This window comes from Haladaptatus sp. T7 (assembly GCF_026008575.1).
GTDB classification, from domain to species: domain Archaea; phylum Halobacteriota; class Halobacteria; order Halobacteriales; family Haladaptataceae; genus Haladaptatus; species Haladaptatus paucihalophilus.
Map to the genome: position 1 here is coordinate 88,436 of NZ_BROP01000004.1, position 24,134 is coordinate 112,569.

Below are 24,134 nucleotides of genomic sequence, written 5' to 3' on the forward strand. Positions count from 1 at the left end.
GCGGTTCTGGAATACGCTCAATCGGTATTCGAACTACCGATGGATACAGGCCGTCTATACGGCGTTTTCCTTCACAAAAAGGAATTGTCCGCTCCGTTCACTCTCCATATTATCTGGCTTTTTATACGTTTTGGGAGACCTAGCAGGATGCACTCACGAGACCGAATTCAGTAAGTGGTCACACATTGGTAACAAATCGGACCATCGTGTTCTGAGACTTTTCGCATTTCTCTGCACCCCAAGTTAATCCGTTCCATCCGCTATTTTTAGCCGCCTCTTTCGATTAGTAATGTGGTCGAAACAAAGATACCTCCGCTCGATGGTGGATGTATGCTATCCGAAACAACTGTCGTCGATCAACAGTTCGAAGAAACCGTTCGCTCGCTGTTCGAAGATGCGGATTCCGTCCTGATAGTGAATCCCGCACCGCCCGTGTTTCGAGCGCTCATACTGACGGCGGTCGAATCCGACATCGACCTTCCCGACCTCAAGGTGCTCGCCAGTTCCGAAGTGCTGAAATCGGCCGTCGAGGACTTCATCCTCGCGAGTCGCGTCGCGGATTTGGTCGAACAGGAGGTACTGACGCTCCGCACGACCTCGGATATCGCACGGAATTCCCTGCTCGTCAGCGAGGACCTCGTCGTGACGGTGATAACCTTGGACGGGAAACTGACGGGGCTGCAGTCGTCTGACGAGGAGTTGGTCGAAAACGTTCGGACGACGTTCATGGACGAGTGGGAGACGGGCGATACGTTCAGTTTGCGGACCCCGCCGTTCTCCCGCGTGAAAGAAACGCTCGACGAAGACTTCGGGGAGGACGTCAAGGACGATTTCATGATGATCGTCGAGTCGGTCGATACGATTCCGGGGGAGGACGACGAGCTCGATGAGGTCGCCATCGCGCTGCTGGTCGGAGCGAACAACGAGGAACTGCTCTACGACATCAGCAAATGGGGCGAGGACACCGGCGTCGCGAGTAAAGCAACGTTTTCGCGGACGAAAACGCGACTCGAAGACCGCGGCCTGATAGAGACGGAAAAGGTTCCCATCGACGTCGGCCGTCCGCGACTTCGGTTGGTCTTGGTACCGAACGACCTGCAGGACATCGACAATCTGGCCGAACAGGTGACCGCGTAGCGCCGACCGCCGCCCGCACCGAACGCCCGTCGGTCGCACTCGACGGGCGAAAACACACGAGGAGTGGAACGTACCGTGTCCGACGGATGAACGGAAGGCCCGGTTCTGACATCGAAAACGTACCGCGTCTCGACGTCTTCGACGCACCGCGGTCGAACGGGACTTCCGTCCGCTCCTCTCCCTAGCATTACAATAATAGTGCTGTAATTCTTGGCGTGCGGATGGAGGGATCACCGTTCCTCGGTCGCTTCGACCGAAATACGTTCTGATATAGAGAACGTATTAGCGGTCCACCCGAGGGACTTCGGTGTCCGATTTTCCATCGATTCCGTCGAATATCGCTGACTTTCCCGGCTATCAACCGCTTTTGAAACCTGGCGAAAATCGGGGTTGGCACCCGGACCGTTCTGGTATTGGGAACGGACCATTCACGAGTCGCGTGGCGGTATCACGTCGGGAAGCTGATTTCCGGAGAAAGACGTCTCTATCCGGTCGCGTCGCCGGTTGTCGTCTGGTCAGACCGTAACCGTTCCGTTCACGAGCCGCCCGATTCGGTCGATGTCGATGATAACTTCGTCGCCTTCGGTGAGGGTGAACGACTCCGGGGGCACGAGTGCGGTTCCCGTGAGCAGAACCAACGTTTCGGGGAGGCTGTTATGCCGTCGAAGGTACGAGACGAGTTCCTCGCAGGTGGTCGCCATCTCCCTCGTCGTGGTCGATTCCTCGTACATCGTCTCACCGTCGCGTCGTATCGAGAGGGACATCGAGAGGTCGTGCGGGTCGCCGACCGTTTCCGCCGAAGCGATGCAGGGACCGATGGCACAACACCGGTCGTACACTTTCGCCTGTGGAAGGAACAGCGGATTTTCTCCCTCGATATCCCGACTGGAGACGTCGTTGCCGACCGTGTAGCCGACGACTTCGCCGCGGTGCAGGACGATGCCGAGTTCGGGCTCCGGGACGTCCCACTCCGAATCCCCGCGCACGCCGACATCTTCCCACGGACCGACCGTCCGCGACGGCGTTGCCTTCATGAACAGCTCCGGTCGCCCGCTGTCGTACACGTCGATGTACACCTCCGGCTTGCCGCTCTCGGCTTTGCGCGCCTCTTCGCTGATCCGGTACGTGACGCCCGCCGCCCACACCTCGTCGGCGACGATGGGTTGGCGGATGTTCCGGTCGGCGTCGTCAAACTCGATGCGGTCGGCGTCGTCGAGGCGGTTTCGAGCGACGGTATCGATGGACGTGTCGTTCGCGTTCGCCGCGCGGGCGAGCGCCCTGAACGAGCTGAGGTCAGCTGAGACGGACGTGAGGTCGTATGCGGTTCCGTCGTCGTCGATCACGACCAACGTATCCGCGGATGAGCGAGGCTCTCCCCCGGGGAGTCGGTAATAGCGCATACACAGTGATGAGCGGAAGGTGTTAAAAGAGTATCGCCGTGGAGAAACCCGTTTTGCCGGTGACGAAACGGGTCCCTTCGACATTTAGACGACCCGCGTGAGCCACTGGCTCACTGGCACGGCGAGGCTCACGCTTCGTCAAACGACGCAAAGCAAAGCTTTGCTGGCTCGACGAATCTATGCCTCGTCAAACAACTCCTCACCTTCGACCATGTGCTTCTCGACGGCGTTCATGTCGAGCGTCACGCCGAGGCCCGGTTCTTCGGGAATTTCCATCCTCCCTTCCCGAATGAGGTCGTCCTCCTCGACGAGGTCCTCCCACCAACCGAGTTGATAGGAATGGTATTCCACGGCGAGGCTGTTGGGTATCGCCGCCGCGACCTGTGCGGACGCCATGGTTCCGATGGGCGAAGAAACGTTGTGCATGGCGACCGGGATATAATACATGTCCGCGAGATCGGCGATCTTTCTCGTCTCGCGCATCCCGCCCACGCGGGGCAGGTCCGGCGCGATGATGTCCACCGCCTGCGGTTGAAGGAGCGTCCGCTGACCGAACTTCCGATAGACGTTCTCGCCCACGGCGATGGGCGTCGTCGTCGATTCCGTGACCTTCTGCTGTACGTCGTGATTCTCCGGCGGAATCGGATCTTCGAGCCACCACACGTCGTAGCCTTCGAGTTCGCGCGCGAGGCGTTTCGCGCTGCCGCTCGTGAACGACCAGTGGCAGTCGAACGCCACGTCCGCGCGGTCGCCGACCGTTTCACAGACTCGCTCGACGATTTCGACTTTGTGGTCTATCTCGGGGCCGCGAAGGTGGCGGTTCGCGCGGTCCTTCTCGTACCCCGAGGGAACGTCGAGGTCGAACTTGATTGCGTCGTAGCCGAGTTCGGAGACGACGCGTTCCGCCTCCGCTGCGTTCGATTCGGGTTCCGACTCGTCTCCCGCGTGGCAGTCACAATAGATTCGCACCTCGTCGCGGTACTTCCCGCCGACGAGTTGGTAGGCCGGGAGTTCGACGAGTTTCCCCGCGAGGTCGTGCAGGGCGATTTCGATACCGGAGATGGCCGAGATGGTTTTCCCGGAGATGGAGCCTTCGCCGGACATCTTCTGGACGAGATGCTCGTAGAGTCGGTCGATGTCGAGCGGATTCTCGCCGATGAGAAACGGCTTCATCCGCTCGATGATGGCCGTGTCGCCGCCGCCCCAGTAGGATTCGCCGGTTCCCACGACGCCAGCGTCGGTGTAGACGCGAACGAGAATCCACGGGTAGTTCCCGTCCACCATCGTCGTCTGTACGTCGGTTATCTCCGCATCGCGGACCCCGCCGCGTCGGTTGGTGAGGCCCATCGTCTCGGCGGAGAGGTCACGCATCGTATACTCCGCGTTCGGGTCGCGGAGCTTCGCTTGATCAACCATTGCATGCGAGGGGTTTCCAGAGGTCGGTAGTAAAGGTTGCGACTCGGGAGATATCGTCCGAATCGGTCACTCGACCGACACCCGTCTCTCGGTTTCGGCGGCCTCGTAGATGGCGGCGAGCGTCCGCATATCGACGAGGGCGTGTTCGCCGTCGGGCGTCGGCTCGACCCCTCGAACGACCCGGTCGGCGAAGTAGTCGAACTCCTCGGTCATCTCGTCGCCGAACAGGTCGCGGCGGCCGTCGTCGATCTCCATCTCGCGGCCGTCCGCCAGTCGAAGCGTGAGCGTCTGTGGAGTGGCACCTAAAAACGCCGGGTCGAGGCGCAGTTCGCCCTCGGTACCGATAACTCGGAACCCGCCCGATAGGTGCGCGTTCTGGCTGACGGTGCAGGCGGCGTACGTGCCGTCGTCGAACCGGAGCGAGAAGGTGGCGTGTTCGTCCGGAACGTCGTCGAACGCGTCGTGTTCGGAGTGCATCTGTGCGGTCACGCTCACGGGGTCGGCGTCGAGGACGAACCGAGCGGTGTTCAGCGGATAGATACCGAGGTCCATCACCGTCGAACCGTATCCGGCGAGGTCGGGGTCGAGTCGCCACTGGTCAGGGTTGCCCGAAACGACGTCGAGCATCTGCTGTTCCATGTGGCCGTGGACGGCCACCGGGTCGCCGATGGCACCGTCGCGGACGAGCTCGCGCATCCGACGAACCTGCGGGTCGGTCTGCATTCGATAGGCGACCATCAACGGAACGTCTTCGGCGGCCGCGACGAGTTCCTCGGCGCGATCGAGTGTCGCCTCCATCGGCTTTTCGCAGAGCACCGCCTTCCCGTAGTCCGCCGCGGCGGACACGTACTGGAGGTGAGACGCGTTCGGCGTACAGACGTACGCCGCGTCGTACTCGTCGGTCGCGTCGCCGTTCACGAACTCGTCGTACGTGAGGGCGGCGCTGACGGTCGAGCTATCGTGGGCGACGGCCTCGGCCTTTTCGTGGGAACTGCTGACGGCGACGGTCGTCTCGCAGAACTTCGAGTCTCGAATCGCCGGGACGGCCTGCTCGCGCGTCCACCAACCGAGCCCCACGACGGCGACGCGGAGCGTGCCCGATTCCAGCTCTTCCCAATCCCGTTGTCTGATACCGCTCAGGTAGTCGTCGATGGTCATACTCGGACGATTCAACCCAGTCGGCAAAAAACTAGTGATGGCCGTAGTAAAATTCCCGTCAAACGTTCGTCGAACCGTAACAGTCGTATGGCAGAAGTGAGAATAACGGCGTGATGTCGGAGACAACGTACAACTACGTTAACGGCGAGTGGATCGAATCGGAGTCGGGTGACACCATCGAAGTCGAGAACCCCGCAAATCCGAACGAAGTCGTGGGACGCTATCAGTCGTCCAATACGACCGACGCGACGGAAGCGGTCGAAGCCGCCGCGGCCGCGGCCGACGACTGGGCATCGACGCCGGGACCGGAGCGCGGGAACATTCTCCGCGCGGCCGGAACCCTGCTCGAAGAGCGTAAGGATGAGCTGACGGACGTGCTCGTCGCCGAGGAAGGGAAGGCCCACGCCGAAGCCGGTGGAGAGGTCCAGCGGGCTATCGACATTTTCCATTACTTCGCCGGAAAAGCGGCCGACCTCGGCGGAACGATGAAGAGTCCGAGCGCACCGAACCAGAACCTGTACACGAGAACGGAACCGGTCGGCGTCGCCGCGCTCATCACGCCGTGGAACTACCCCATCGCCATTCCGGCATGGAAGCTCGCACCGGCCTTGGCGACCGGGAACGCGGTCGTGCTCAAACCGGCGTCGGCCGCACCCGGCGTCGCAATCGAACTCGCGCGGGCGCTGGACGAAGCCGGACTCCCCGACGGCGTGCTGAACGTCGTCACCGGGTCGGGGAGCACCGTCGGCACCGAATTCATCGAGCACGATGCGGTGGATGCCGTCTCGTTCACCGGTAGCAGCGAAGTCGGCGAGATGGTGTACGACCGGGCGACCGACGCGGGCAAACGCGTCCAGACGGAGCTCGGCGGCAAGAACCCGACGGTCGTCGCGGCCTCGGCCGACCCGGCGGAGGCCGCCGATATCGTCGCGGGCGGTGGATTCGGGACGACCGGCCAGTCCTGTACCGCGTGTTCCCGCGCCATCGTCCACGAGGACGTGTACGACGAGTTCGTGGCCGAACTCGTGGACCGAGCGGAGTCCCTCGACGTCGGTCCGGGTGCCGACTACGAGATGGGACCGCAGGTGAGCCAAAGCGAACTCGAATCGACGCTCGACTACATCGAAATCGCCAAGGACGAGGGGGCGACGCTCGCGGCGGGGGGCAACACTCCCGACGGTGAAGCGGTCGAGACCGGGTACTTCGTGGAACCGACCGTGTTTACCGACGTGGACTCCGAGATGCGAATCGCACAGGAGGAGGTCTTCGGGCCGGTCGTCGCCGTGCTGAAGGCGAGCGACTTCGACGAGGGCGTCGCGGTCGCAAACGACGTTCAGTACGGCCTCTCGGCGAGCATCGTCACCGACGACCACACGGAAGCAAACCGCTTCGTCGACGAGGCTGAAGCGGGCGTCGTGAAGGTCAACGAGAAGACGACGGGGCTCGAACTCCACGTTCCATTCGGCGGGTTCAAGCGTTCCTCTAGCGAGACGTGGCGCGAGCAGGGTGACCAAGGGATGGAGTTCTACACCATCGAGAAGACGGTGTACGACAGTTACTGAACGTCGAACGGGACGTACGGGAACGATAGCCGACGTGGAAGGGTGACCGGTCAAACGGTCTTCACGGTGACGTGGGGCGTCACCGACGGGTGACATGTCCCTTCGGGTTACACGTTAAAATTCGCGTTCTGGTATCCAGAACGTTTATGCGGAGGGGATGTGTGGCCTATGTTGACATGGACGCAAAACACCCGGTGCAAACCACCGAAAAAACGCTCGCGCTGATCGAGGAGCTGATGCGGCGGGGGTCGTGTGGTGTAACCGAACTCGCCGACGGGTCGAACATGGGAAAGAGCATGGTTCACAACCATCTGACGACGCTCCGAAAACACGGGTACGTCGTGAAGGTTGATGACGAGTATCGCCTCGGGCTGAAGTTTCTCGAAGTGGGCGGTCACATCCGGAAATCGATGGAACTGTACGAGGTTGCGGAACCGGAGATCAAGTCGCTCGCGGACGAAACCGGTGAACTCGCGAACCTCCTCGTGGAAGAACAGGGAAAGGGCGTCTATCTGATGCGAGCCAAAGGGGCGAAAGCGGTCGATTTAGATACCCACGCCGGGCTTCGGACGTACCTTCACACTACCGGGCTCGGGAAGGCCATCCTCGCACACCTCCCCGAGGAACGCGTGGACGGGATTATCGAACGCCACGGTCTCGAACGGGTTACTCCCCAGAGCATCGGCACGCGGGAAGAACTGTTCGAGACGCTGGAGAACGTCCGCGAGCGAGGATATGCCATCGACGACGGAGAGCGACTGGAAGGCCTCCGTTGTATCGCGGCCCCGGTCAAAGCCTCCTCGAACGAAGTGTTGGGGTCCATCAGCGTCTCGGCCCCGGCGAGTAGGGTGAGCGACGACGACCTCCACGGCGAACTGTCGAAGCGAGTGCTCAACGCGGCGAACGTCATCGAACTCAATATCAACTACTGAGCGACTCGCCTCGCTCGAAACGACTTTTGGGACCATGTGAGGTCGGTGCCACCACCGCGCGGAACGGGCGAGCGTCACTATCGCCGTACTTCGTCCGCCACCTATTCCTGACGGTGACAGCAGATCCGGGAAATAACTATGGTTTCCAGAAAAAAATTTAATATTATATATTATGGATTAATAGGTGCATGGTACGCGACAACTAGCAACACAGAGAGGGACAGCCAGCCGAAGGCCTCGCTCGATTGACGCGGCGGAGTGCCGTCCGCGCCGCGGGTGCGAGCATCGGAGCGTTGACCATGGGAGCGACTGTCGAAACCGCGGCCGCGGCGGGGCCGACGCCGCGACTCCACACCGACGGAAAGTGGATACGGAACCCCGACGGCGATGCAGTCAAACTGCGCGGTCTCGCGGTTGCGGACCCCGGATTTTACGCGCAATACCATCCGAAAAGCGTGGCGGAGGTGCTGAAGTGGGCGACCGACGAGAGTCGCGGTTGGTACCCCAACATCGTTCGACTTCCTTGCACGCAGGATTCGGTCGCGGCGTTCGGTGGGCCGCAGGGATTCGTCACCGACGTGCTCAGACCGGCGGTTGACCTGCTCGGGCAGCGCGGCGTGTACGCGCTCGTCGATTACCACCTCGTCAGACCGTACACCGAGGAGGCGACCGATAACGCGGACACGTCGTACGACGCCTACCCCGACGAACTCCTCCGGAACTTCTGGGGAACCGTCGCTCCCGAGTTTGCGAGCGACGAGCACGTCCTCTTCGAACTGTTCAACGAGCCGACTACGCCCGCGTACTGGGGCGACGACGAGACGGCGTGGTTGACGTGGCGGGACACCGCCCAGCCGTGGGTGGACCTCGTGCGGAGTCACGCCCCCGAGACGCCGGTGATAATCGGGTCGCCGCGATGGACGTCCGTGCCCAACATGGCTCCACAGTACCCTTTCGACGGCGATAACCTCGTCTACTCGGGTCACATCTACCCGGACAATGGCCAGCCCAGCGACTTCGACGCAACCTACGGCGCACCGGCCGAGGACGTGCCGATTGTCATCACCGAGTTCGGGTGGGACCCCGACAGCGACGGGTTGGATCAGGGAACTAACTCCGGCTGGGGCCAGCCGTTCCGTGACTGGGTGGCGTCGTACGAGAACATGGGATGGCTCGCGTGGTGCTTCGACGACTCGTGGGCGCCGACGATGTTCAGTTCCCCGGGTTCGGGTGCGAACGTGCCGTGGACCCTGAAGGACGCCCCCGAACAGCACGGTGGGTTCATCAAGCAGTGGCTCGCCGAGACGATGAGCTAAGCGGCGCGACGGTCAATCCCATAGTCGACACGGCCCGTTTCGTAGCGTCCGGAACAGACAATTTCGGGCCCGGGAAGCGTCCATCGTCCGGTGGACCGCTCGGTTCTCCCGAGACCGTTTTGCCGATTAGGAAACGTCGATTCGCTCGCCCGTCTCGTCGGACGTCTCGATGGCGGCGAGCAGCTGTTGGACGCGGTAGCCGTCCTCGAAGGAGGGAACGTCGCTCGACGGTCGGTCGCCGGATTCGGCGCTCGTCCCGTGTGCGACGTCGGAGAGGAACTCGTAGTTCTCGTGGACGAAGGTGTGTTCCCACCCGAGAACGTGCCCGTCCGGCCACCACTGTTCGAGGTACGGGTCCTCGTCCGCCGTGACCATGATCGTCTGGAAGCCGCTGTCGTCCGGGCCGAGAAACTCCAACTCGTTCGGTCGCTCGATGGAGAACCGGAGGCTTCCCTTCGACCCGTTCACCTCGACCGCGTGGTCGTTCTTGTGTCCGGTCGCGAATCGCGACGCCTCGAACGTCCCGACCGCGCCGTTCTCGAACGTCGCTTGCGCCGTGTACGCGTCGTCTACGGTCACCGGCCGCGTTTCGTTCGTTCCCGAAACCGGACGCTCGTCCACGAACGTTCGCAGTTGTCCACGGACGGTTTCGATATTCCCCGTTCGGTCCCCGACCAGAAAGCGCGTCAGGTCGAGCGTGTGCGCGCCGAGGTCGCCGAGCGCGCCGCTTCCGGCGACATCGGCGTCGAGTCGCCACGACCACGGCGCTTCGGAATCGACGAGGAAGTCCTGCAGATAGCTCCCCCTGACGTGGTGAATCTCGCCCAGTTCGCCCGCGTCGATGAGCCGTTTCGCGTACCGAACCGCGGGAACGAACCGGTAATTGAACGCGATACTCGCCGTCGCGTCGGCGTCGCGGGCGGCGTCCCGCATTCGCTCCGCCTCGGACAGGGTGTGTGCGAGCGGCTTCTCACAGAACACGGCCGTTCCGGCTTCGAGCGCGGCAATGGAGGGGTCGGCGTGAATCGCGTTCGGGCCGAGGTTGTAGAACACGTCGATGTCGCCGACGACGGACTCCCAGTCGGTGCTGTACCCCTCGAAACCGAGCCGGTCCGCCGCGTCCGACAGTGCCGCCTCGTCCCGACCGACGAGAACACGTCGTTCGACTTCGGGCGCGTCCGGGAAGAACATCGGCAGTCGAGCGAGCGCGTTGGCGTGCGCTTTGCCCATGAATCGATAACCGAGGACGCCGACGGAGAGTGGTTCGTCCATCTGCACACCTCAAGCCCAGTAGGCGTCGCCGGGGTTCGATTCGAACACCGCTCGGTCGAGTACGTCGACGGCCTTCTCCAGCCCTTCCGTCGCCGATGTAAGCGAATCTTCGTGTTCGATGGAGAGCGCGCCGTCGTACCCCACCATTCGCAGGGTCGACACGACGTCCTTCCAAAACGCCTCGCCGTGACCGTACCCGATGGAGCGGAACAGCCACGACCGGTCTATTTCGTCGGTGTACGGCGTCGTGTCGAGCACGCCTTTCTCGCGGGCGTTCGCGTCGTACACCTTGGTGTCCTTGGCGTGGAAGTGGTGGATGGCGTCCGCCTCGCCGAGCAGTCGAATCGCGTCGGTGATGTCGATGTCTTGCCAGAACAGGTGAGACGGGTCGAAGTTCGCGCCGATGCGGTCGCCCGTCGCCTCGCGGAGTTCGAGCATCCCGCGCGGTTCGTAGACGAGCATGTTCGGGTGCATCTCGATGGCGATGTCCACGCCGTGGTCGTCCGCGAACGATTCCAACTCCTGCCAGTAGGGAATCGCCACCTCGTTCCACTGGTACTCGTGTGCCTCGTGATGCTCGTCCGGCCACGGTGCGGTGATCCAGTTCGGAACCGAATCGTTCGGTCCGCCCGCCGGAAGTCCCGAAAACGTCGTCACGGCGTCCACACCGAGTTGGCTCGCGAGCCGAATCGCGTCGCGGAGTTCCGCGTCAGCCTCGTCGCCGTTGACAGGATGTAACGGATTGTTGTGCGTCGCCAACGCCGAGACGTACAGGTCGTTCTCGTCGAGGAGCGCTTGTAGTTCGGACTGTGCGTCCTCGTCGTCCAGATACTCCTCCTTCGGCAGATGTGTGTCGCCGACGAACCCGCCACAGGCGAGTTCGACCGCACCGACTCCGAGGTCGGAGAGATACGAGAACGTGTCTTCTATCGATTCTTCGGCTAATGCGACTGTTAGGACTCCGACATCCATGATTGATAATCACACGGTCGATTCATATAATTTGTCCTGTCACACCCCTGGACGCCATCGGAGAGATACAAGTTACCAAATCACAAACTTTATTGTTGAATTCGAATAACCTCCTTACGTGATTCAGAGGCAATGAAAGCAGTTACTAGCGCCTTCGTCGGAACCGGACCGGACCCGGAGACACAGAACAACCAAGGATTTGCGATGGCGTATCGCCACGCCGCGGCGTACGAACACGCGGGGGCGGAGCTGGTCGCCTGTGCCGATATCGTCGAACCCAACGCGAAAGCGTTCGCCGACTATTGGGGTATCGAAGCGGACGGCGTGTTCGAGGAGTATCTCGACATGGTCACCGCGGTCGAACCCGACATCGTCAGCGTCTGTACGCCCCCGCCAACGCACGCCGACATTGTGACCGACATCGCACGAAGCGATGCGGTGCAGGCAATACACTGCGAGAAACCCATGGATAGAACGTGGTCGAATGTCGAGCGAATGGTGGAGGTGTGTGACGAAGAGGACGTAAAATTGACGTTCAATCACCAACGCCGCTTTGGCCGAGGATATCGACGGGCCAAGGAATTGCTCGATGCCGGCGAAATCGGAGATCTCCAGCGGGTCGAGTGCGCGGCTCCCAACATCTACGACTACGGGTCCCACTCGGTAGACCTCTGTAACTACTTCAACGACGAGGGGAGGGCCGAGTGGGTCATCTCCCAACTCGACTACCGAGACGAAGACCTGTGGTTCGGTGCTCACAACGAGAACCAGACGCTCACCTCTTGGAGATACGAGAACGGCGTCTACGGACTTGCGACGACCGGAATCGGAGCGGATCTGGTCAATTGTCATAACCGCCTTGTGGGCAGCAAGGGCACCGTCGAAATCGGACACGGCTTCCCGGACAACGAAACCGACGACCGGATTCTCCGCATTAAGCGCGACGAGGATGACGAGTGGGAATACGTCGACTGTGATGGCGAGGGTCTCCACGGCCTTGATTCCCGGGAGTTCGGTCGAGTCTTCATCGACCGTGCGATAGCCGACGTCGTCGAAGCGGTCGAGAACGATTCCACCTCCGAACTGAACGCGGAGAACGCGCTCAAGGCGACGGAAATCATCTTCGGCGCGTGGGAATCGTCACGACGACACGGCCGCGTCGAGTTGCCGCTCGGCATCGAGGACAACCCCCTCGATGCGCTGATCGAAGATGGAACGCTTACTCCGGAACCGGCCGAGGATTGACCGATGCCAGAACTGTCGGTTTGCGTCGAGATGGTCTTCAAAGGAGCACCGTTTACGGAGCGAATCGGTCTCGCCGCGGCGGCCGGCGCGGACGCGGTGGAGTTCTGGGGATGGCGCGACAAGGACCTCGATGCGGTCGCCAACGCGTGTGACGAACACGGCCTGAACGTCGCAGCCATGCTCGGCAGCGACGTCCCGCTGACGGACCCGAACCGAACCTCCGAGGCCCGCCGATCCATGCGTGAATCCATCGAAACGGCCGCACGCCTCGGCTGTCCGACCCTCATTATCACCGTGGGACAGGAACAGGAAGATATCGACCACTCAACCCAACGGGGTGCTATCGTGGGTGCTCTCGAGAGCGTCGCCCCCGACGCCACCGACGCGGGCGTTACGCTCGCCGTCGAACCGCTGAACACGGCCGTGGATCACCCCGGTTACTTCCTTGAATCGTCGGCGGAAGGATACGACATAGTCGATACAGTCGGCGATTCGAATGTCAAACTCCTCTTCGACGTGTACCATCAGCAGATCACGGAAGGAAACGTCATCGCCAACATGACGAGTCACCTCGACCATATCGGGTACGTCCACATCGCGGATGTTCCCGGCCGACACGAACCCGGAACGGGGGAACTCGACTATGAGAACATCCTCCCCGCGCTCGCCGCTGCGGGGTACGACGGATACATCGGGTGCGAATTCTCTCCCGAAGGGGACGACACGGCAGCCGTGAGCGACTGTCGTGCTATCCTAAACGGGTAGGATTCTCGTTTTCCTTCGAAGGGCTGTTCGACGAGGCGCGAATCATCCTAAGGGAAAAGATTATTGTCCTCTATAGTAATGATAATCCGTGTCACTATGCCGAAGGCAACTGATTCATCGATCGGCGACGCTACTGACGAGACGATAACCGGTACCCCCGACGAGGGAGACTACTCCCGGCGCGGTTTCATGGAGGCCGCTGCATCCATGGGTGCAGCCGGTGCCGCGGCCGGATTGTCCGGATGTACCGAACAGTTCGGCGGTAGCGGCGGTGATAGCAAAACGAAGGGTGAAAAGGACTTCATCTTCTGGACGATGCGCGGATACATCCCGGAAGTGACGAAGAACATCAAACAGGCCGCCAAGGGCTTCGAAAAACACTCGGATTCGCCGGTCAACGTCTCGACGAACGTCATCGTGTGGAATCAGGTGTTCCCGAAGTGGAACGCATCCATTCAGGGACGGACGACGCCAAACGTCTCGGAGATGGCCAACGAACACGCCGTGAACTTCGGAAGTCTCGGTGCGACTGCACCCATCACGGACATTTACGATTCGTACGATGACTGGTACGGGCCGATGGAAGCATGGGCCAGTTGGGACGACAAGAAGTGGGGCGTCCCGTGGTTCGTCGAGACGCGACCGATGTACTATCGGAAGGACCTCCTCGAAAAGGCAGGTCACAGCAAGCCGCCGAAGGACTGGAAGGAGCTCGTTAAAATCGGGAAAGACGTGGTCAAAGAGACCGGAAATCCGGGGTACATCGAACCCGGCGCTCGCGACTTCACGACCGGTCAACACACGTTCGCCTACACCGCGAACGCGGGCGGGAAGTTCTACAGCAAGAAGGACGGGAAGTGGCAGGTGGAACTCGATTCTGCCGGGTCCCTGTTCGGTCACCTGTTCTACGCCAGCCTGAAGAAGGCGTGGAACCTGCCAGCAGACGGTTGGACGAGCCAGGATTCGAGCGCGACGGACAAGTTCTTCCGGGAGCGAGACGCCGGGATGGCGCACCTCGGCGCGGAGGACGCGCGTCTCGCCCGGACGAAGGAACACGCTGGCCTTCGGGATAACGTGGGTATCCAGCCGATGCCCGAGGGACCGCTTGGCAAACAGTGGTCGTTCCGCGGCGGTTCCTGTCTCAGCCCGTTCACCGACGACGTTTCCAAACACGATGTCGGGGATCTCTCGAACGAGTTCGTGAAGTACATGATGCAACCGGACAACCAGTCCGACTACTTCGCGGCGTCCGCACCCGTCTTCATGCCGGTACGAAAGAGTCAGGAACAGATGGACCTCTTCACGAAGAACCCGACGAAGCTTCCCGACGACTGGCTTGACGCATTCGTCACCCAAGCACAGGAGACTCGGCGATACGGCGTCTACGGCGGCGGACAGGACACGCCGTTCCTCGGATCGGTCGAAGGTTCGACGACCGGATACAGCCAAGCGATTTCGGCCATCCTGGGCTCGAACAAGGACCCGAAGGAAGCGTTGGTCGGCATGGCCAACAACGTTCGGAACGAGGCGAACAAGAAACTGGACTACACGCTCAAGAACAAGTCCGAGAAACCGAGCCTCGACGACGCTCCGAAGGAGGTGCAGGATTGGATCACCGGTTCCAACAACACGCCGAAGATCTGGAATCCCTACGAATGACGACAAGGTGGGTACATCCGCCGTTCCCGACACCACATCCATGAGGCCCGTCGGGTTTGGTCTGGGTTGATAACCTTCGCCATCCGATCCACTGAAACGACGATTTCTCGGCTCGGAGAGCTGTATCTGATGGGAAAAATCCCGTCGATAACGACGGAATATTTTTATAGACAACTGTTCCCTATCAACATGGTATATGGGACGAATAGTTTTCGATTCCGTTCAAAAGGTCTACGGCAGCAAAACGGTTGCCGTCGATAATTTCGAACTCGAGGTCGCCGACGGAGAATTCCTGACATTAGTCGGGCCGAGCGGCTCGGGCAAATCAACGACGCTCCGAATGCTCGCCGGGCTCGAAGAGATAACGGCTGGGGAGATATCCATCGACGACGAAGTCGTGAATTTCCTCCCGCCACGTGACCGGGATATCGCGATGGTGTTCCAGAACTACGCACTGTATCCGCACCTCAGCGTGCGTGAGAACCTCGCGTTCGGGCTCAAGCGTTCGACGACGCTCGACAAGGAGGAAATCAACCGACGCGTCGAGGAGACGGCCGATCTGCTTGGTATCCCGGAACTCCTCGACAACAAACCCCGTCAGCTGTCCGGCGGACAGAAACAACGCGTGGCGACGGGACGCGCTATCGTCCGCGAACCCGAGGTGTTCCTCTTCGACGAACCGTTGTCGAACCTCGACGCCAAACTCCGCAAACATATGCGGACAGAACTCAACCGCATCCAGCAGGAACTCGGGACGACCACCATCTACGTCACGCACGACCAAGAGGAGGCGATGACGATGTCGGACCGGATCGCCATCCTGAACCACGGCGAACTCCAACAGGTGGGCAGCCCACGGGAGGTATACAACGACCCCACGAACCTGTTTGTGGCCCAGTTCATCGGGAGTCCGAGCATGAACATCTTCAACGGAATCGTCGAGGACCGACAAGGAGTCGCCCGGTTCACGGGACAGATCGACCACGTCTTATCGGACGATATCGCCGAGAAGGCCGAACGAACCGCTTCGGACCGATTCGTTCTCGGCATCCGACCGGAAGACCTCGAACTGTGCGAATCGTCCCACCGGAACGCGAGCGCGGTCACCGTCGAGCTGGTCGAACCGCTCGGCCGGGACAATCTTCTGTACTTTGAGCCGTCGGCGATGGAGGCGGACGTGGACGAAGAACGGGAATACGTGATGTTCGTCCCGCCCGATGTAAATCCCGACGTCGGCGACGAGGTGTACATCACTTTCGACGATGACGACATTCACCTGTTCGACGAGGAGACGGGCAACAACCTCCTCGTCGAGGGGCGGACGCAGCGGGAAGACCCACCGGTCCGATAGCCGTTTGCGGAAAACGGACGACGCTCACTGCCGACCGGACGGGACCTACCACTCGACTGCTACACCCGTATTCGTACTCAGCTCCGCTCTCGCCACCACCGACCTTTTTCGAGTCACGGCGATGCTCCGTCGAGCGGACTGCCGGGGGTCGCGTTGTAGAGGATGCCGTCGATGCGGAGGTAGCTGTTCGTGAACTCGACGCCGCGAACGAATCCGCTGGTCCGAACGAGTTGCGGGTCGAACGCGCCGTGGTCGAACACGTCGTCGACGACGACTCCGTTCGCAGTGATCCCCGCCCGTCCACTCTCGGTGGCGTGACGGCTCCGGAGGTCGAGCACGGTACCGAGCGCATCGCGACCGGCGTTCCGAGCCAGCGTGAGCGGAATCGTCTCTATCGCGTCCGCGAACGCTTCGACCGCGAGCTGTGCCCGTCCAGGGACACCCGGTGCGAAGTCGCGGAGCGCCACCGCCGCGGCGATTTCCGCCGCCCCCCCGCCGGGAAGCGCTTCCGGGCGCATCACCGCCGCTCGAACGGCGTTCAGTCCGTCCTTGACCCGCCGCTCGGCTTCGCGGGCGACGGAGTCGCTGCCGCCGCGGACGACGAACGACACCGCCTCTGGGACATCCGGGCCGGTCGCCATCACTGCCAACCAGCTCTCGTCCTGCTGGTCGACCCGTTGGTCGATGTGCACGGGTGCCGTCGCTTCGGCGTCCACCACGTCGGCCGAAACGAGCGGCGTCGATACCGGTGCTCCAGTCGCACGGGCGAGGAACTCGATGCGCGAATCCTTCACGTTCTGCACCGTGAGCACGCCACGGCTACCCAGCTCTTGGGCGATATCGCGGTGAATATCCCCGCTCGCGAGGACGGCAACCGCGTCCGTCGCGCAAATCGCGGCCGCGATGTCGTCGAACCGACGTGTGTCTACGGTCCGTACACCGTCGAATCCGCCCGTGTCCGCCGTTACGTTGCCTTGAAACGCCGGATTTCTGGGTGCCACGTCGCCGCCGACCAGCAGCGCCGGTCCCTCGACCGGCAGTTCGCTGGTTCCCCAGTACGGTTCCTGGGGAAGGAATGCACCGGGCACGAGGGACGAATCGGCGACGCCCCCGCCCGGCATCGCCTCCGTTCGGATGAACGAGAGGTCTACCGAACCGGTTTGCGGGTTCGACACGCGGAGGACGGCCTCCACGACGGGGTGGGCGAGACCGTGCAGCGACCAGGATTTCGTACTCCCGTTCGTCATCCCGGTTATCGCCACGTTCCGAAGGAGATCGCGGTCGAGCGATGCACCGTTTGACGACGCTAATGAGACGCTGGAGTCATCCCAGACTTCGAGCGTCCGCTGTGCGGCGATGGAGAATCCCTCGATGATGGTCGTCGGGGCGACGCCCTCGTCGACGAGGTCGAGTCCGGCGGTGAGCAGTTCGCTCGTCAGTAGTACCGTCGTCGTCGTTCCATCCCCGAAGTCGTCCTCCTGTGCCTCCGCCGTTTCGATGAAATGTTGTGCGACCGGATGGTTCGTCTCCCCCTCGAACTCCTCGATGATGGAAATCCCGTCGTTGCTCGCGAGTCCGCGGATCTCGTTGTCTTGCTGTCGGCGAACGATGAGTTTATCGAGGCCAGACGGTCCGAGCGTGCTTCGGACGAGGCTCCCCATCTCCTCGGCCGCGGTTCTGATGATTTCGCTCGTTTCGGACCGGTCGAAACGAGTGTATCCGGAGATCTGACCGGATGGGGGTGTATGTGATTGCTCCATAGAAAACAGAACGGACCCCACCGAACTTTACTTTTGTGAAAATTCGTGTCGTTTTGCTCTCGGACGTCCGTTACGACTTGACAGCACCCTCTGCTAGTCCCTCGACGAGGTAGCGTTGCAGGAAGACGAACAGCAGGAGGAGCGGCAAACTGACGGCCGTCGAACCGGCCATGATGAGCCCCCAGTTAACCGTGTTCTGTCCGATCCACGAGCCGATCCCCGGGGGTAGCGTCTTCTTGGTCGGGTCGTTGATGAGCACGAGCGCGAAGAGAAACTCGTTCCACGCCAGAATCCACCCGAAGATGAACGTCGTCGCAATGGCGGGCGCGGACAGCGGGAGAATGACACTGATGACCGCCCCGATGCGGGTACTGCCGTCGACCATCGCCGCCTCTTCTAATTGGGCGGGGAGGTTCTCGTAGAATCCCCGCAACATCCACGTCGTAAACGGTAATGTGAAGGCGATGTACGCGATGACGAGGCCAGTGAGCGTATTGAACAGCCCGAGGTCACGGAAGACGAGGAACAGCGGGATGACGATGACTACGTACGGGAACATCTGCGTGATGAGGAGGAACGTTGCGACCACCTTTCGACCGCGGAATCGCAATCGTCCGATGCTGTACGCCCCAAAGATACAGACGACGATGCTGATGAGCGTGGACGCCAGCGAGACGATGGCGCTGTTGATGAACCAAGTAAGGAACGTCGTCTGGTTCAACATCGTCATGTAGTTGTTCAGGCTCACTCCGCTTAGCCACCCCGTGATACCAATTTGCGTTAGCTCCTCGACGGTCGTCACGTTCAACGAGGTGACGACCATCCAGATGATGGGAAACAGGACGATGAGCGTAAGGCTCCACACGAACGCGTGGAATCCGATCGTTTTGAGCCTCGGGTCGTTCAGGAACGACGAGTTCGATTGCGGTGATTTGGTTGCCATATCGTGTTCACCTCACACCTGACCGATATCCTGCCGGTAGAGCTGGAGGTACACCAGTCCGTACCCGAGCATGATGACCATCATGACCATCCCGATGGCGCTTGCCAACCCGACGGAGTTCGAAAGGAACGCGTTGTTGTACACGTACACCGGGAGCACCATCGACGACATTCCCGGACCACCGCTCGTCAGCACGAATATCATAGTGAAATTGTTGAACGTCCACAGACTCATCAACAGCGTCGTCACGATGATAACCGGCTGTAGGTATGGTAGCGTAATGTGGCGGAACAGCTCCCATCGGGAGGAGCCATCGACGAGCGCCGCCTCGTACAGCGAATCGGGGATCGCTTTCATCGCGGCGAGGAAGCTGATCATGAAGAACGGGAAGTTTCGCCACACCCAGCCGAGCATGGCCGAAAACAGCGCGAACTTCGAACTCCCGATCCACGGAATCGCGCCGAGACCGACCAACCGCAAGAGTCCGTTGAACACCCCGAGATTGTAGTTATACATCCACTGGAAGTTCAGCGCCACGGCGATGTACGGCATCGCCCACGGCAGCAGGAGCAACCCCTGAACGACGTTTCGCCCTCGAAATTCGCGATTGAGAAGGACGGCGAACCCCATCCCGACGATGAGCATGATGATGATTGAGCCGAACGCCCACGAAACGGTGTTGAGTAACACCTGCCAGAATTCCGGCCATCCCGACAGTATCTTCACGTAGTGTGCCGGGCCAACCCACGTCGGCGGGGTGATTCCGTTGTACTCGTTCATACTCAAGTACGCCGCACGGATGACGGGATAGACGCTTACCAGACCGAGCGAGACCAGGGTCGGAACGAGAAATAACCAACCCCAAACGCTCTCCTTCGACAGGAGGTGACGATACTTTCGAGGTAGCGAAACTCTGTTGAGGAACTGATTCCGTAACTGATAGTATTTCACCATGCTACTTCGTCTCACTACATTCCCCGGATGGTAATAACATTTTGGTACCGAACGTCTTGGTGCACGGTCGAAACACTCTTGATAGCCCGGTAAAATTGAACGTTGCATGGCGTTCGAAACTGCATACGGGGCTTGGCGCGCCAGGGTCGATTCGACCACTGACGCGTGGCGGGCCTTCCTCGACGCGGATGACTTCGGTGAGGCGGCCGAATCCATCGAATATTACGGCTGGACGGCACCCGCGATCGGCGTTTTCGCTCACGTCCTCTTTCGGAGCGGATTTACGTACCTCATCGAACCAGGAGTGATGAAGGGTGGTGAGCCGTTCCAGTCGCTGCTGTCGGCGTTCGTCCTCAACTTTATCTACACGGGTTTCCAGACGCTGTTGTTGCTGTTCTTCTTCTTCGGAACGATCGGTGCGATCGCCGGGTTGATCGCCTCCAATCGAAGTCTCGACGTTACCACGTTCAAAGTCGGTGGGTACCTCTCCGTGGTGTTCGTCCCGATTTTCGTGGTCGCATCCGTTCTCGCGCTCACGATTTCCGGCTCGGACGTCGGCATCGCCGCCGTTTCCGGCAGCAACGTCTCACAGATGGCACCGAAGATCATGGAAGTACGGATGAACATCCGGAGTACACAGCAGATGCAAATCGTACGGCTGCTCCGGATCAGCGGATGGCTTCTCTGTGCGCTCCTCCTTCGGCCAGTGCTCGCACGACGCTACAGTCTCGGTCGGATTCGAAGCACCCTGGCGTTGTTTCCGACGACCGTCGCCTTCATCGTGTTTACCTCGATGACGTGATCGACGAGAAGCCGGAATCGAGAACGAGCGCCGTTCGATGCCACCGACAGCTTGATAATAGTTTCCACGACACACGAAGGTATGTCGATAGGCGTGTGTTATTTTCCGGAACACTGGCCCCGCGAACGGTGGGCCACCGATGTCGAGCAGATGGCCGAGGCGGGAATCGAATACGTTCGCATGGGCGAGTTCTCCTGGTCGAGACTCGAACCGCGACCCGGCGAACTCGACTTCGAGTGGCTCGAAACCGCGGTCGATCTCGTGCACGAGCATGGAATGGAAGCGGTACTGTGTACCCCCACGGCGACGCCACCCAAATGGTTGGTCGACGAGCACCCGGACATCCTTCAGGAGGAACCGGACGGGGATGCCCGCCATTTCGGCAGTCGGCGACACTACTGCTTCAACTCGGAGAGCTACCGAGAGCAGACCGACCGCATCATCACCGTCCTCGCCGAACACTTCGCTGACCATCCAGCGGTCGTCGGTTGGCAGACTGACAACGAGTACGGCTGCCACGACACCATCCGGTGTTACTGCGACGACTGCGCGACGGCCTTTCGGACTTGGCTTCGTGAGAAGTACGGCGGTATCGACGAGCTGAACGAGTCGTGGGGGACGACGTTCTGGAGCCAGCATCACACCGATTTCGAGGAGATCGACCCGCCGCGTCACACGGTCACCGATCACCATCCGGGACGGTTGCTCGACTACCACCGCTTCGCGAACGAGAGCGTCGTATCCTACAACCGATCGCAAGCGGATCGACTGCGGGAGGCGAACGACGACTGGTTCGTCACCCACAACTTCATGTTCGATTTCGGCCAGCTAGACCCCTACGACGTCGGCGACGATCTCGACTTCGCCGCGTGGGATTCGTATCCGACCGGATTCCCCCAAGTCGCCGGCGACGACCCGGCCGATGCGGACGAACTTCGGGTCGGAAACCCGGACCAGATCGGATTCAATCACGACCGCTATCGCTGCGCCGCACCCGGGAACTTCTGGGTCATGGAGCAACAGCCCGGGTCGATCAACTGGCCGCCCGAGACCACCCAACCGGCAGAGGGTGCGATGCGTCTCTGGGCACACCACGCGGTCGCTCACGGCGCCGACGTCGTCTCCTACTTCAGGTGGCGACGGTGTCTGGAGGGACAGGAGCAATATCACGCCGGGCTTCGAAAGCGGGACGGGACCGCCGACCGCGGATACCACGACGCGACGACGGCGGCGGCGGAACTCGCCGATCTCGACCGGGGTTCGGTCAGCGCACCCGTCGCGCTCGTCCTCGACTACGAAAGCCTCTGGGCGCTCAACGAACAGGCGATGTCGCCCGATTTCGACTATTGGAGCCACCTCCACACGTACTACCACGCGCTTCGCGGTCGCGGCGTACAAGTGGACATACTTCCGACCGACGCCGACTTCGAAGACTACGATGCGGTCCTCGCCCCATCGCTGCACCTCGTCGGGGACGAGGTCGTATCGACCTTCCGACGATACGTCGAGAGCGGTGGTCACCTGTTGTTTACGATTCGTTCGGGAGAGAAGGACCCGCATAACAAGCTTCATGCCACGCGACCGCCGGGACCGCTCGCCGACCTCGCAGGTGTTCGTGTCGATCAGCACGAGAGCGTCCCAGCGGACTCGTCCGACGCCCGCCTCTCGTATCGGGGCGAACGGTATGGATATCGAACGTGGGCGGAGTGGATCGACGCTGACGACGCGAAGATGGTGGGGCAGTACGCGACCGGGATTTGCGAAGGCCGTACGGCCATCACCGTGCGTGAAGCCGAACCTGGGTCGGTCGCCTACGTCGGAATCTGGCCGGACGACGACCTCGCGGACGCCCTCGTCTCCGACGTGCTCACGCGGGCTAACGTCACACACGCGAGCGACCCGCTCCCGGACCGCGTCCGGGTCGCCCACCGCGGCGATTTGACGTGGGTGTTCAATTACGGCAGCGAACCGATAGACGTCGACGTCGGCGACGCAGACGTTCGGTTAGGTGAGGAGACCGTTCCCGGCTATGATCTGCTCGTGATCGAGGGGACCCCTACAGATGTAGCGGTGGAAAGGTAAGACGCCGATCAGGCGCTCACCCATCGAACGGCGTTTCGAAGGAGGCGTCGGTACTGCGGGTTTTCGAATGCCTCAGCTGTGTGCCCGAGCGAGACGTAGCAGACGTTTCCGTCGCCGACCGTCCGTACCCAGGTGACCGGATAGTCGTCGAGATCGGGGTGGTCCATCCGGGCGAGCACGCGTACCGCGTCCTCGTCGTAATCGACCGTGTACGGTTCATCGAACACGTCGAAATCTTCGACCCCAGCGGTAACCGGATGATCGGTGTCGGCGATATCGACGCGAAACGTCGATTGCTCCGGATGCCCGATGAAGTGCCCGCCAAGCAACTCCCGGAGTTCAGGGAACGGTTCGTCTCGGTGGTCGATGCCACCGGACCCGTCGTGGGTACTGGTGATGTCCGCGGCACAGTGTATCCCAAGATAACCGCCACCATCCGCGACGAACGACGAGAGACCGTCTCGCTGAGCGCCGGAAAGGGAGCTGTCGGTGAGGTAGTCGGCGAGGACGTCGTAGTCGTCGAGGCTGCGCAGGGCATCTCGATCCGTCGTTCGAGTCACGGCAACGTCGTCCCCGAGAGCATTCTCGATACGGGGTGCCATCTCATCAAATTCGTGGAAGGGGAACGTGTTCTCCCCGATGAGAAGCACGCTGGTTTGATCGGTCATGATTTCCACCTACGGAGGTGGGAGCATAAAGCTTCGGTCGATTGCGCCAATCTACTCGATCGTCCTTCGTTGACTGTGGCGTTCTGTATTGTAGAACACAGGAGGACGACATCGAGATACCAGTTCGTCCTCCACGAAACGGGACGATCGGTGCTCGTTGACGTGCTCTCCGCTTCGCATTCCTTTTCCCCACGTGTTCGACGGTACCCTCTAAAATTCTCCGAACGGTCAATATACAGTGATTCGCGCTTTTCGTTTTGTAATAGAGAATAGTTCATCCTTTCTTTCATCGTATTAAGTCGAGGACGGGAATCCTGTGACGGTGCGACATTCTTCCCTGGCTTCCACCGAAGACACGGTCGTTTCCGAACCACCTTCGACGGTAAACGATAGCAGACTCCGGGTGGCGACCGTTTTTCTTTAGTCCCTAATACAGAACAAACTACGCCGGACTCGGTACCAGTCATCTTCCGGAACCGACCTGGTGACCGGACGGTATCGTTCACGAGTCGGGCGATGCGGCGATATCGATGGCGCGAGGGTGCCGTTGGTGGGTGAACGACTCCAGCGGCACGAGCACGGTTCTCGTGAGCGGACCCAGCGTCTCGGGGAGGCGATTGTGTCGCCCAAGATACGAGCTCTTCGCAGGTGGTCGCCATCTCGCTCGTCGAGGTCGAACGTAATTGTGGGTGCTATTCACACGGTACGTTATGTCTGGATAACGACGGAGCTATTCAAAC

General features: G+C 60.9%; 19 protein-coding genes. 10 read left to right on the top strand and 9 right to left on the bottom strand.

Annotation, left to right across the window (positions count from 1 at the left end; genetic code table 11):
• The first annotated feature begins 330 nt into the window (after window positions 1-330).
• Window positions 331-1,137, top strand: coding sequence for a DUF5821 family protein (locus tag OPC11_RS12345; RefSeq protein ID WP_264782065.1), 807 nt, complete (start codon window positions 331-333; stop codon window positions 1,135-1,137).
• A gap of 515 nt (window positions 1,138-1,652) precedes the next feature.
• On the opposite strand, the gene OPC11_RS12350 is transcribed toward OPC11_RS12345, so the two are convergent.
• The 3 genes from OPC11_RS12350 to gfo6 form a co-directional block, all read right to left on the bottom strand.
• Window positions 1,653-2,537 (bottom strand): fumarylacetoacetate hydrolase family protein, encoded by an 885-nt coding sequence (locus tag OPC11_RS12350; protein ID WP_026177898.1) that lies wholly within the window; start codon window positions 2,535-2,537, stop codon window positions 1,653-1,655.
• Window positions 2,538-2,714: 177 nt separating this feature from the next.
• Window positions 2,715-3,953 (bottom strand): mandelate racemase/muconate lactonizing enzyme family protein, encoded by a 1,239-nt coding sequence (locus tag OPC11_RS12355; protein WP_264782066.1) that lies wholly within the window; start codon window positions 3,951-3,953, stop codon window positions 2,715-2,717.
• Between the two features lie 66 nt (window positions 3,954-4,019).
• The gene (gene gfo6, locus OPC11_RS12360) at window positions 4,020-5,111 is read right to left on the bottom strand and encodes a D-xylose 1-dehydrogenase Gfo6 (protein WP_264782067.1); all 1,092 of its coding nucleotides are present in this window, start codon (window positions 5,109-5,111) and stop codon (window positions 4,020-4,022) included.
• 113 nt (window positions 5,112-5,224) lie between these two features.
• On the opposite strand from gfo6, the gene OPC11_RS12365 reads away from it, so the two are divergent.
• From OPC11_RS12365 to OPC11_RS12375, 3 genes are all read left to right on the top strand, one after another.
• On the top strand, window positions 5,225-6,673 hold the full coding sequence (locus OPC11_RS12365) for an aldehyde dehydrogenase family protein (RefSeq protein ID WP_264782068.1): 1,449 nt from the start codon (window positions 5,225-5,227) through the stop codon (window positions 6,671-6,673).
• A gap of 176 nt (window positions 6,674-6,849) precedes the next feature.
• Entirely contained in the window at window positions 6,850-7,605 is a 756-nt protein-coding gene (gene xacR, locus OPC11_RS12370; RefSeq protein ID WP_264782069.1) for an HTH-type transcriptional regulator XacR, read from the top strand.
• Window positions 7,606-7,904: 299 nt separating this feature from the next.
• Entirely contained in the window at window positions 7,905-8,921 is a 1,017-nt protein-coding gene (locus OPC11_RS12375; RefSeq protein ID WP_264782070.1) for a glycoside hydrolase family 5 protein, read from the top strand.
• Window positions 8,922-9,047: 126 nt separating this feature from the next.
• On the opposite strand, the gene OPC11_RS12380 is transcribed toward OPC11_RS12375, so the two are convergent.
• Both OPC11_RS12380 and OPC11_RS12385 read right to left on the bottom strand, forming a co-directional pair.
• Window positions 9,048-10,193, bottom strand: a complete 1,146-nt coding sequence (locus tag OPC11_RS12380; RefSeq protein ID WP_264782071.1) for a Gfo/Idh/MocA family oxidoreductase — start codon at window positions 10,191-10,193, stop codon at window positions 9,048-9,050.
• 9 nt (window positions 10,194-10,202) lie between these two features.
• Entirely contained in the window at window positions 10,203-11,165 is a 963-nt protein-coding gene (locus tag OPC11_RS12385) for a sugar phosphate isomerase/epimerase (RefSeq protein ID WP_264782072.1), read from the bottom strand.
• Between the two features lie 132 nt (window positions 11,166-11,297).
• On the opposite strand from OPC11_RS12385, the gene OPC11_RS12390 reads away from it, so the two are divergent.
• The 4 genes from OPC11_RS12390 to ugpC all read left to right on the top strand — a co-directional run bounded on the left by OPC11_RS12390 (window position 11,298) and on the right by ugpC (window position 16,185).
• Window positions 11,298-12,410, top strand: a complete 1,113-nt coding sequence (locus OPC11_RS12390) for a Gfo/Idh/MocA family oxidoreductase (protein WP_264782073.1) — start codon at window positions 11,298-11,300, stop codon at window positions 12,408-12,410.
• 3 nt (window positions 12,411-12,413) lie between these two features.
• Complete coding sequence (locus tag OPC11_RS12395; protein WP_264782074.1) at window positions 12,414-13,175, top strand: TIM barrel protein; 762 nt, start codon at window positions 12,414-12,416, stop codon at window positions 13,173-13,175.
• Between the two features lie 96 nt (window positions 13,176-13,271).
• Window positions 13,272-14,834 carry an extracellular solute-binding protein gene (locus OPC11_RS12400; protein WP_264782075.1) on the top strand — a complete coding sequence of 521 codons (1,563 nt, stop codon included), beginning with the start codon at window positions 13,272-13,274 and terminating at the stop codon, window positions 14,832-14,834.
• Window positions 14,835-15,030: 196 nt separating this feature from the next.
• Complete coding sequence (ugpC, locus tag OPC11_RS12405) at window positions 15,031-16,185, top strand: sn-glycerol-3-phosphate ABC transporter ATP-binding protein UgpC (RefSeq protein WP_264782076.1); 1,155 nt, start codon at window positions 15,031-15,033, stop codon at window positions 16,183-16,185.
• Between the two features lie 113 nt (window positions 16,186-16,298).
• Here ugpC and OPC11_RS12410 read toward each other — a convergent pair whose 3' ends face one another.
• From OPC11_RS12410 to OPC11_RS12420, 3 genes are all read right to left on the bottom strand, one after another.
• Window positions 16,299-17,945 (bottom strand): TCP-1/cpn60 chaperonin family protein, encoded by a 1,647-nt coding sequence (locus OPC11_RS12410; RefSeq protein WP_264782077.1) that lies wholly within the window; start codon window positions 17,943-17,945, stop codon window positions 16,299-16,301.
• A gap of 70 nt (window positions 17,946-18,015) precedes the next feature.
• The gene (locus OPC11_RS12415) at window positions 18,016-18,888 is read right to left on the bottom strand and encodes a carbohydrate ABC transporter permease (protein WP_007983146.1); all 873 of its coding nucleotides are present in this window, start codon (window positions 18,886-18,888) and stop codon (window positions 18,016-18,018) included.
• 12 nt (window positions 18,889-18,900) lie between these two features.
• Entirely contained in the window at window positions 18,901-19,668 is a 768-nt protein-coding gene (locus OPC11_RS12420; RefSeq protein ID WP_264782078.1) for a sugar ABC transporter permease, read from the bottom strand.
• A gap of 280 nt (window positions 19,669-19,948) precedes the next feature.
• On the opposite strand from OPC11_RS12420, the gene OPC11_RS12425 reads away from it, so the two are divergent.
• Both OPC11_RS12425 and OPC11_RS12430 read left to right on the top strand, forming a co-directional pair.
• The gene (locus tag OPC11_RS12425) at window positions 19,949-20,644 is read left to right on the top strand and encodes a hypothetical protein (RefSeq protein ID WP_264782079.1); all 696 of its coding nucleotides are present in this window, start codon (window positions 19,949-19,951) and stop codon (window positions 20,642-20,644) included.
• An 81-nt stretch (window positions 20,645-20,725) separates the two neighbouring features.
• Window positions 20,726-22,726: a beta-galactosidase gene (locus tag OPC11_RS12430; RefSeq protein ID WP_264782080.1), complete on the top strand. Its 2,001-nt coding sequence runs from the start codon at window positions 20,726-20,728 to the stop codon at window positions 22,724-22,726.
• Window positions 22,727-22,734: 8 nt separating this feature from the next.
• Here the strand turns inward: OPC11_RS12430 and OPC11_RS12435 are convergent, their stop codons facing one another.
• Entirely contained in the window at window positions 22,735-23,394 is a 660-nt protein-coding gene (locus tag OPC11_RS12435) for a ThuA domain-containing protein (protein WP_264782081.1), read from the bottom strand.
• Window positions 23,395-24,134: the final 740 nt, after the last annotated feature.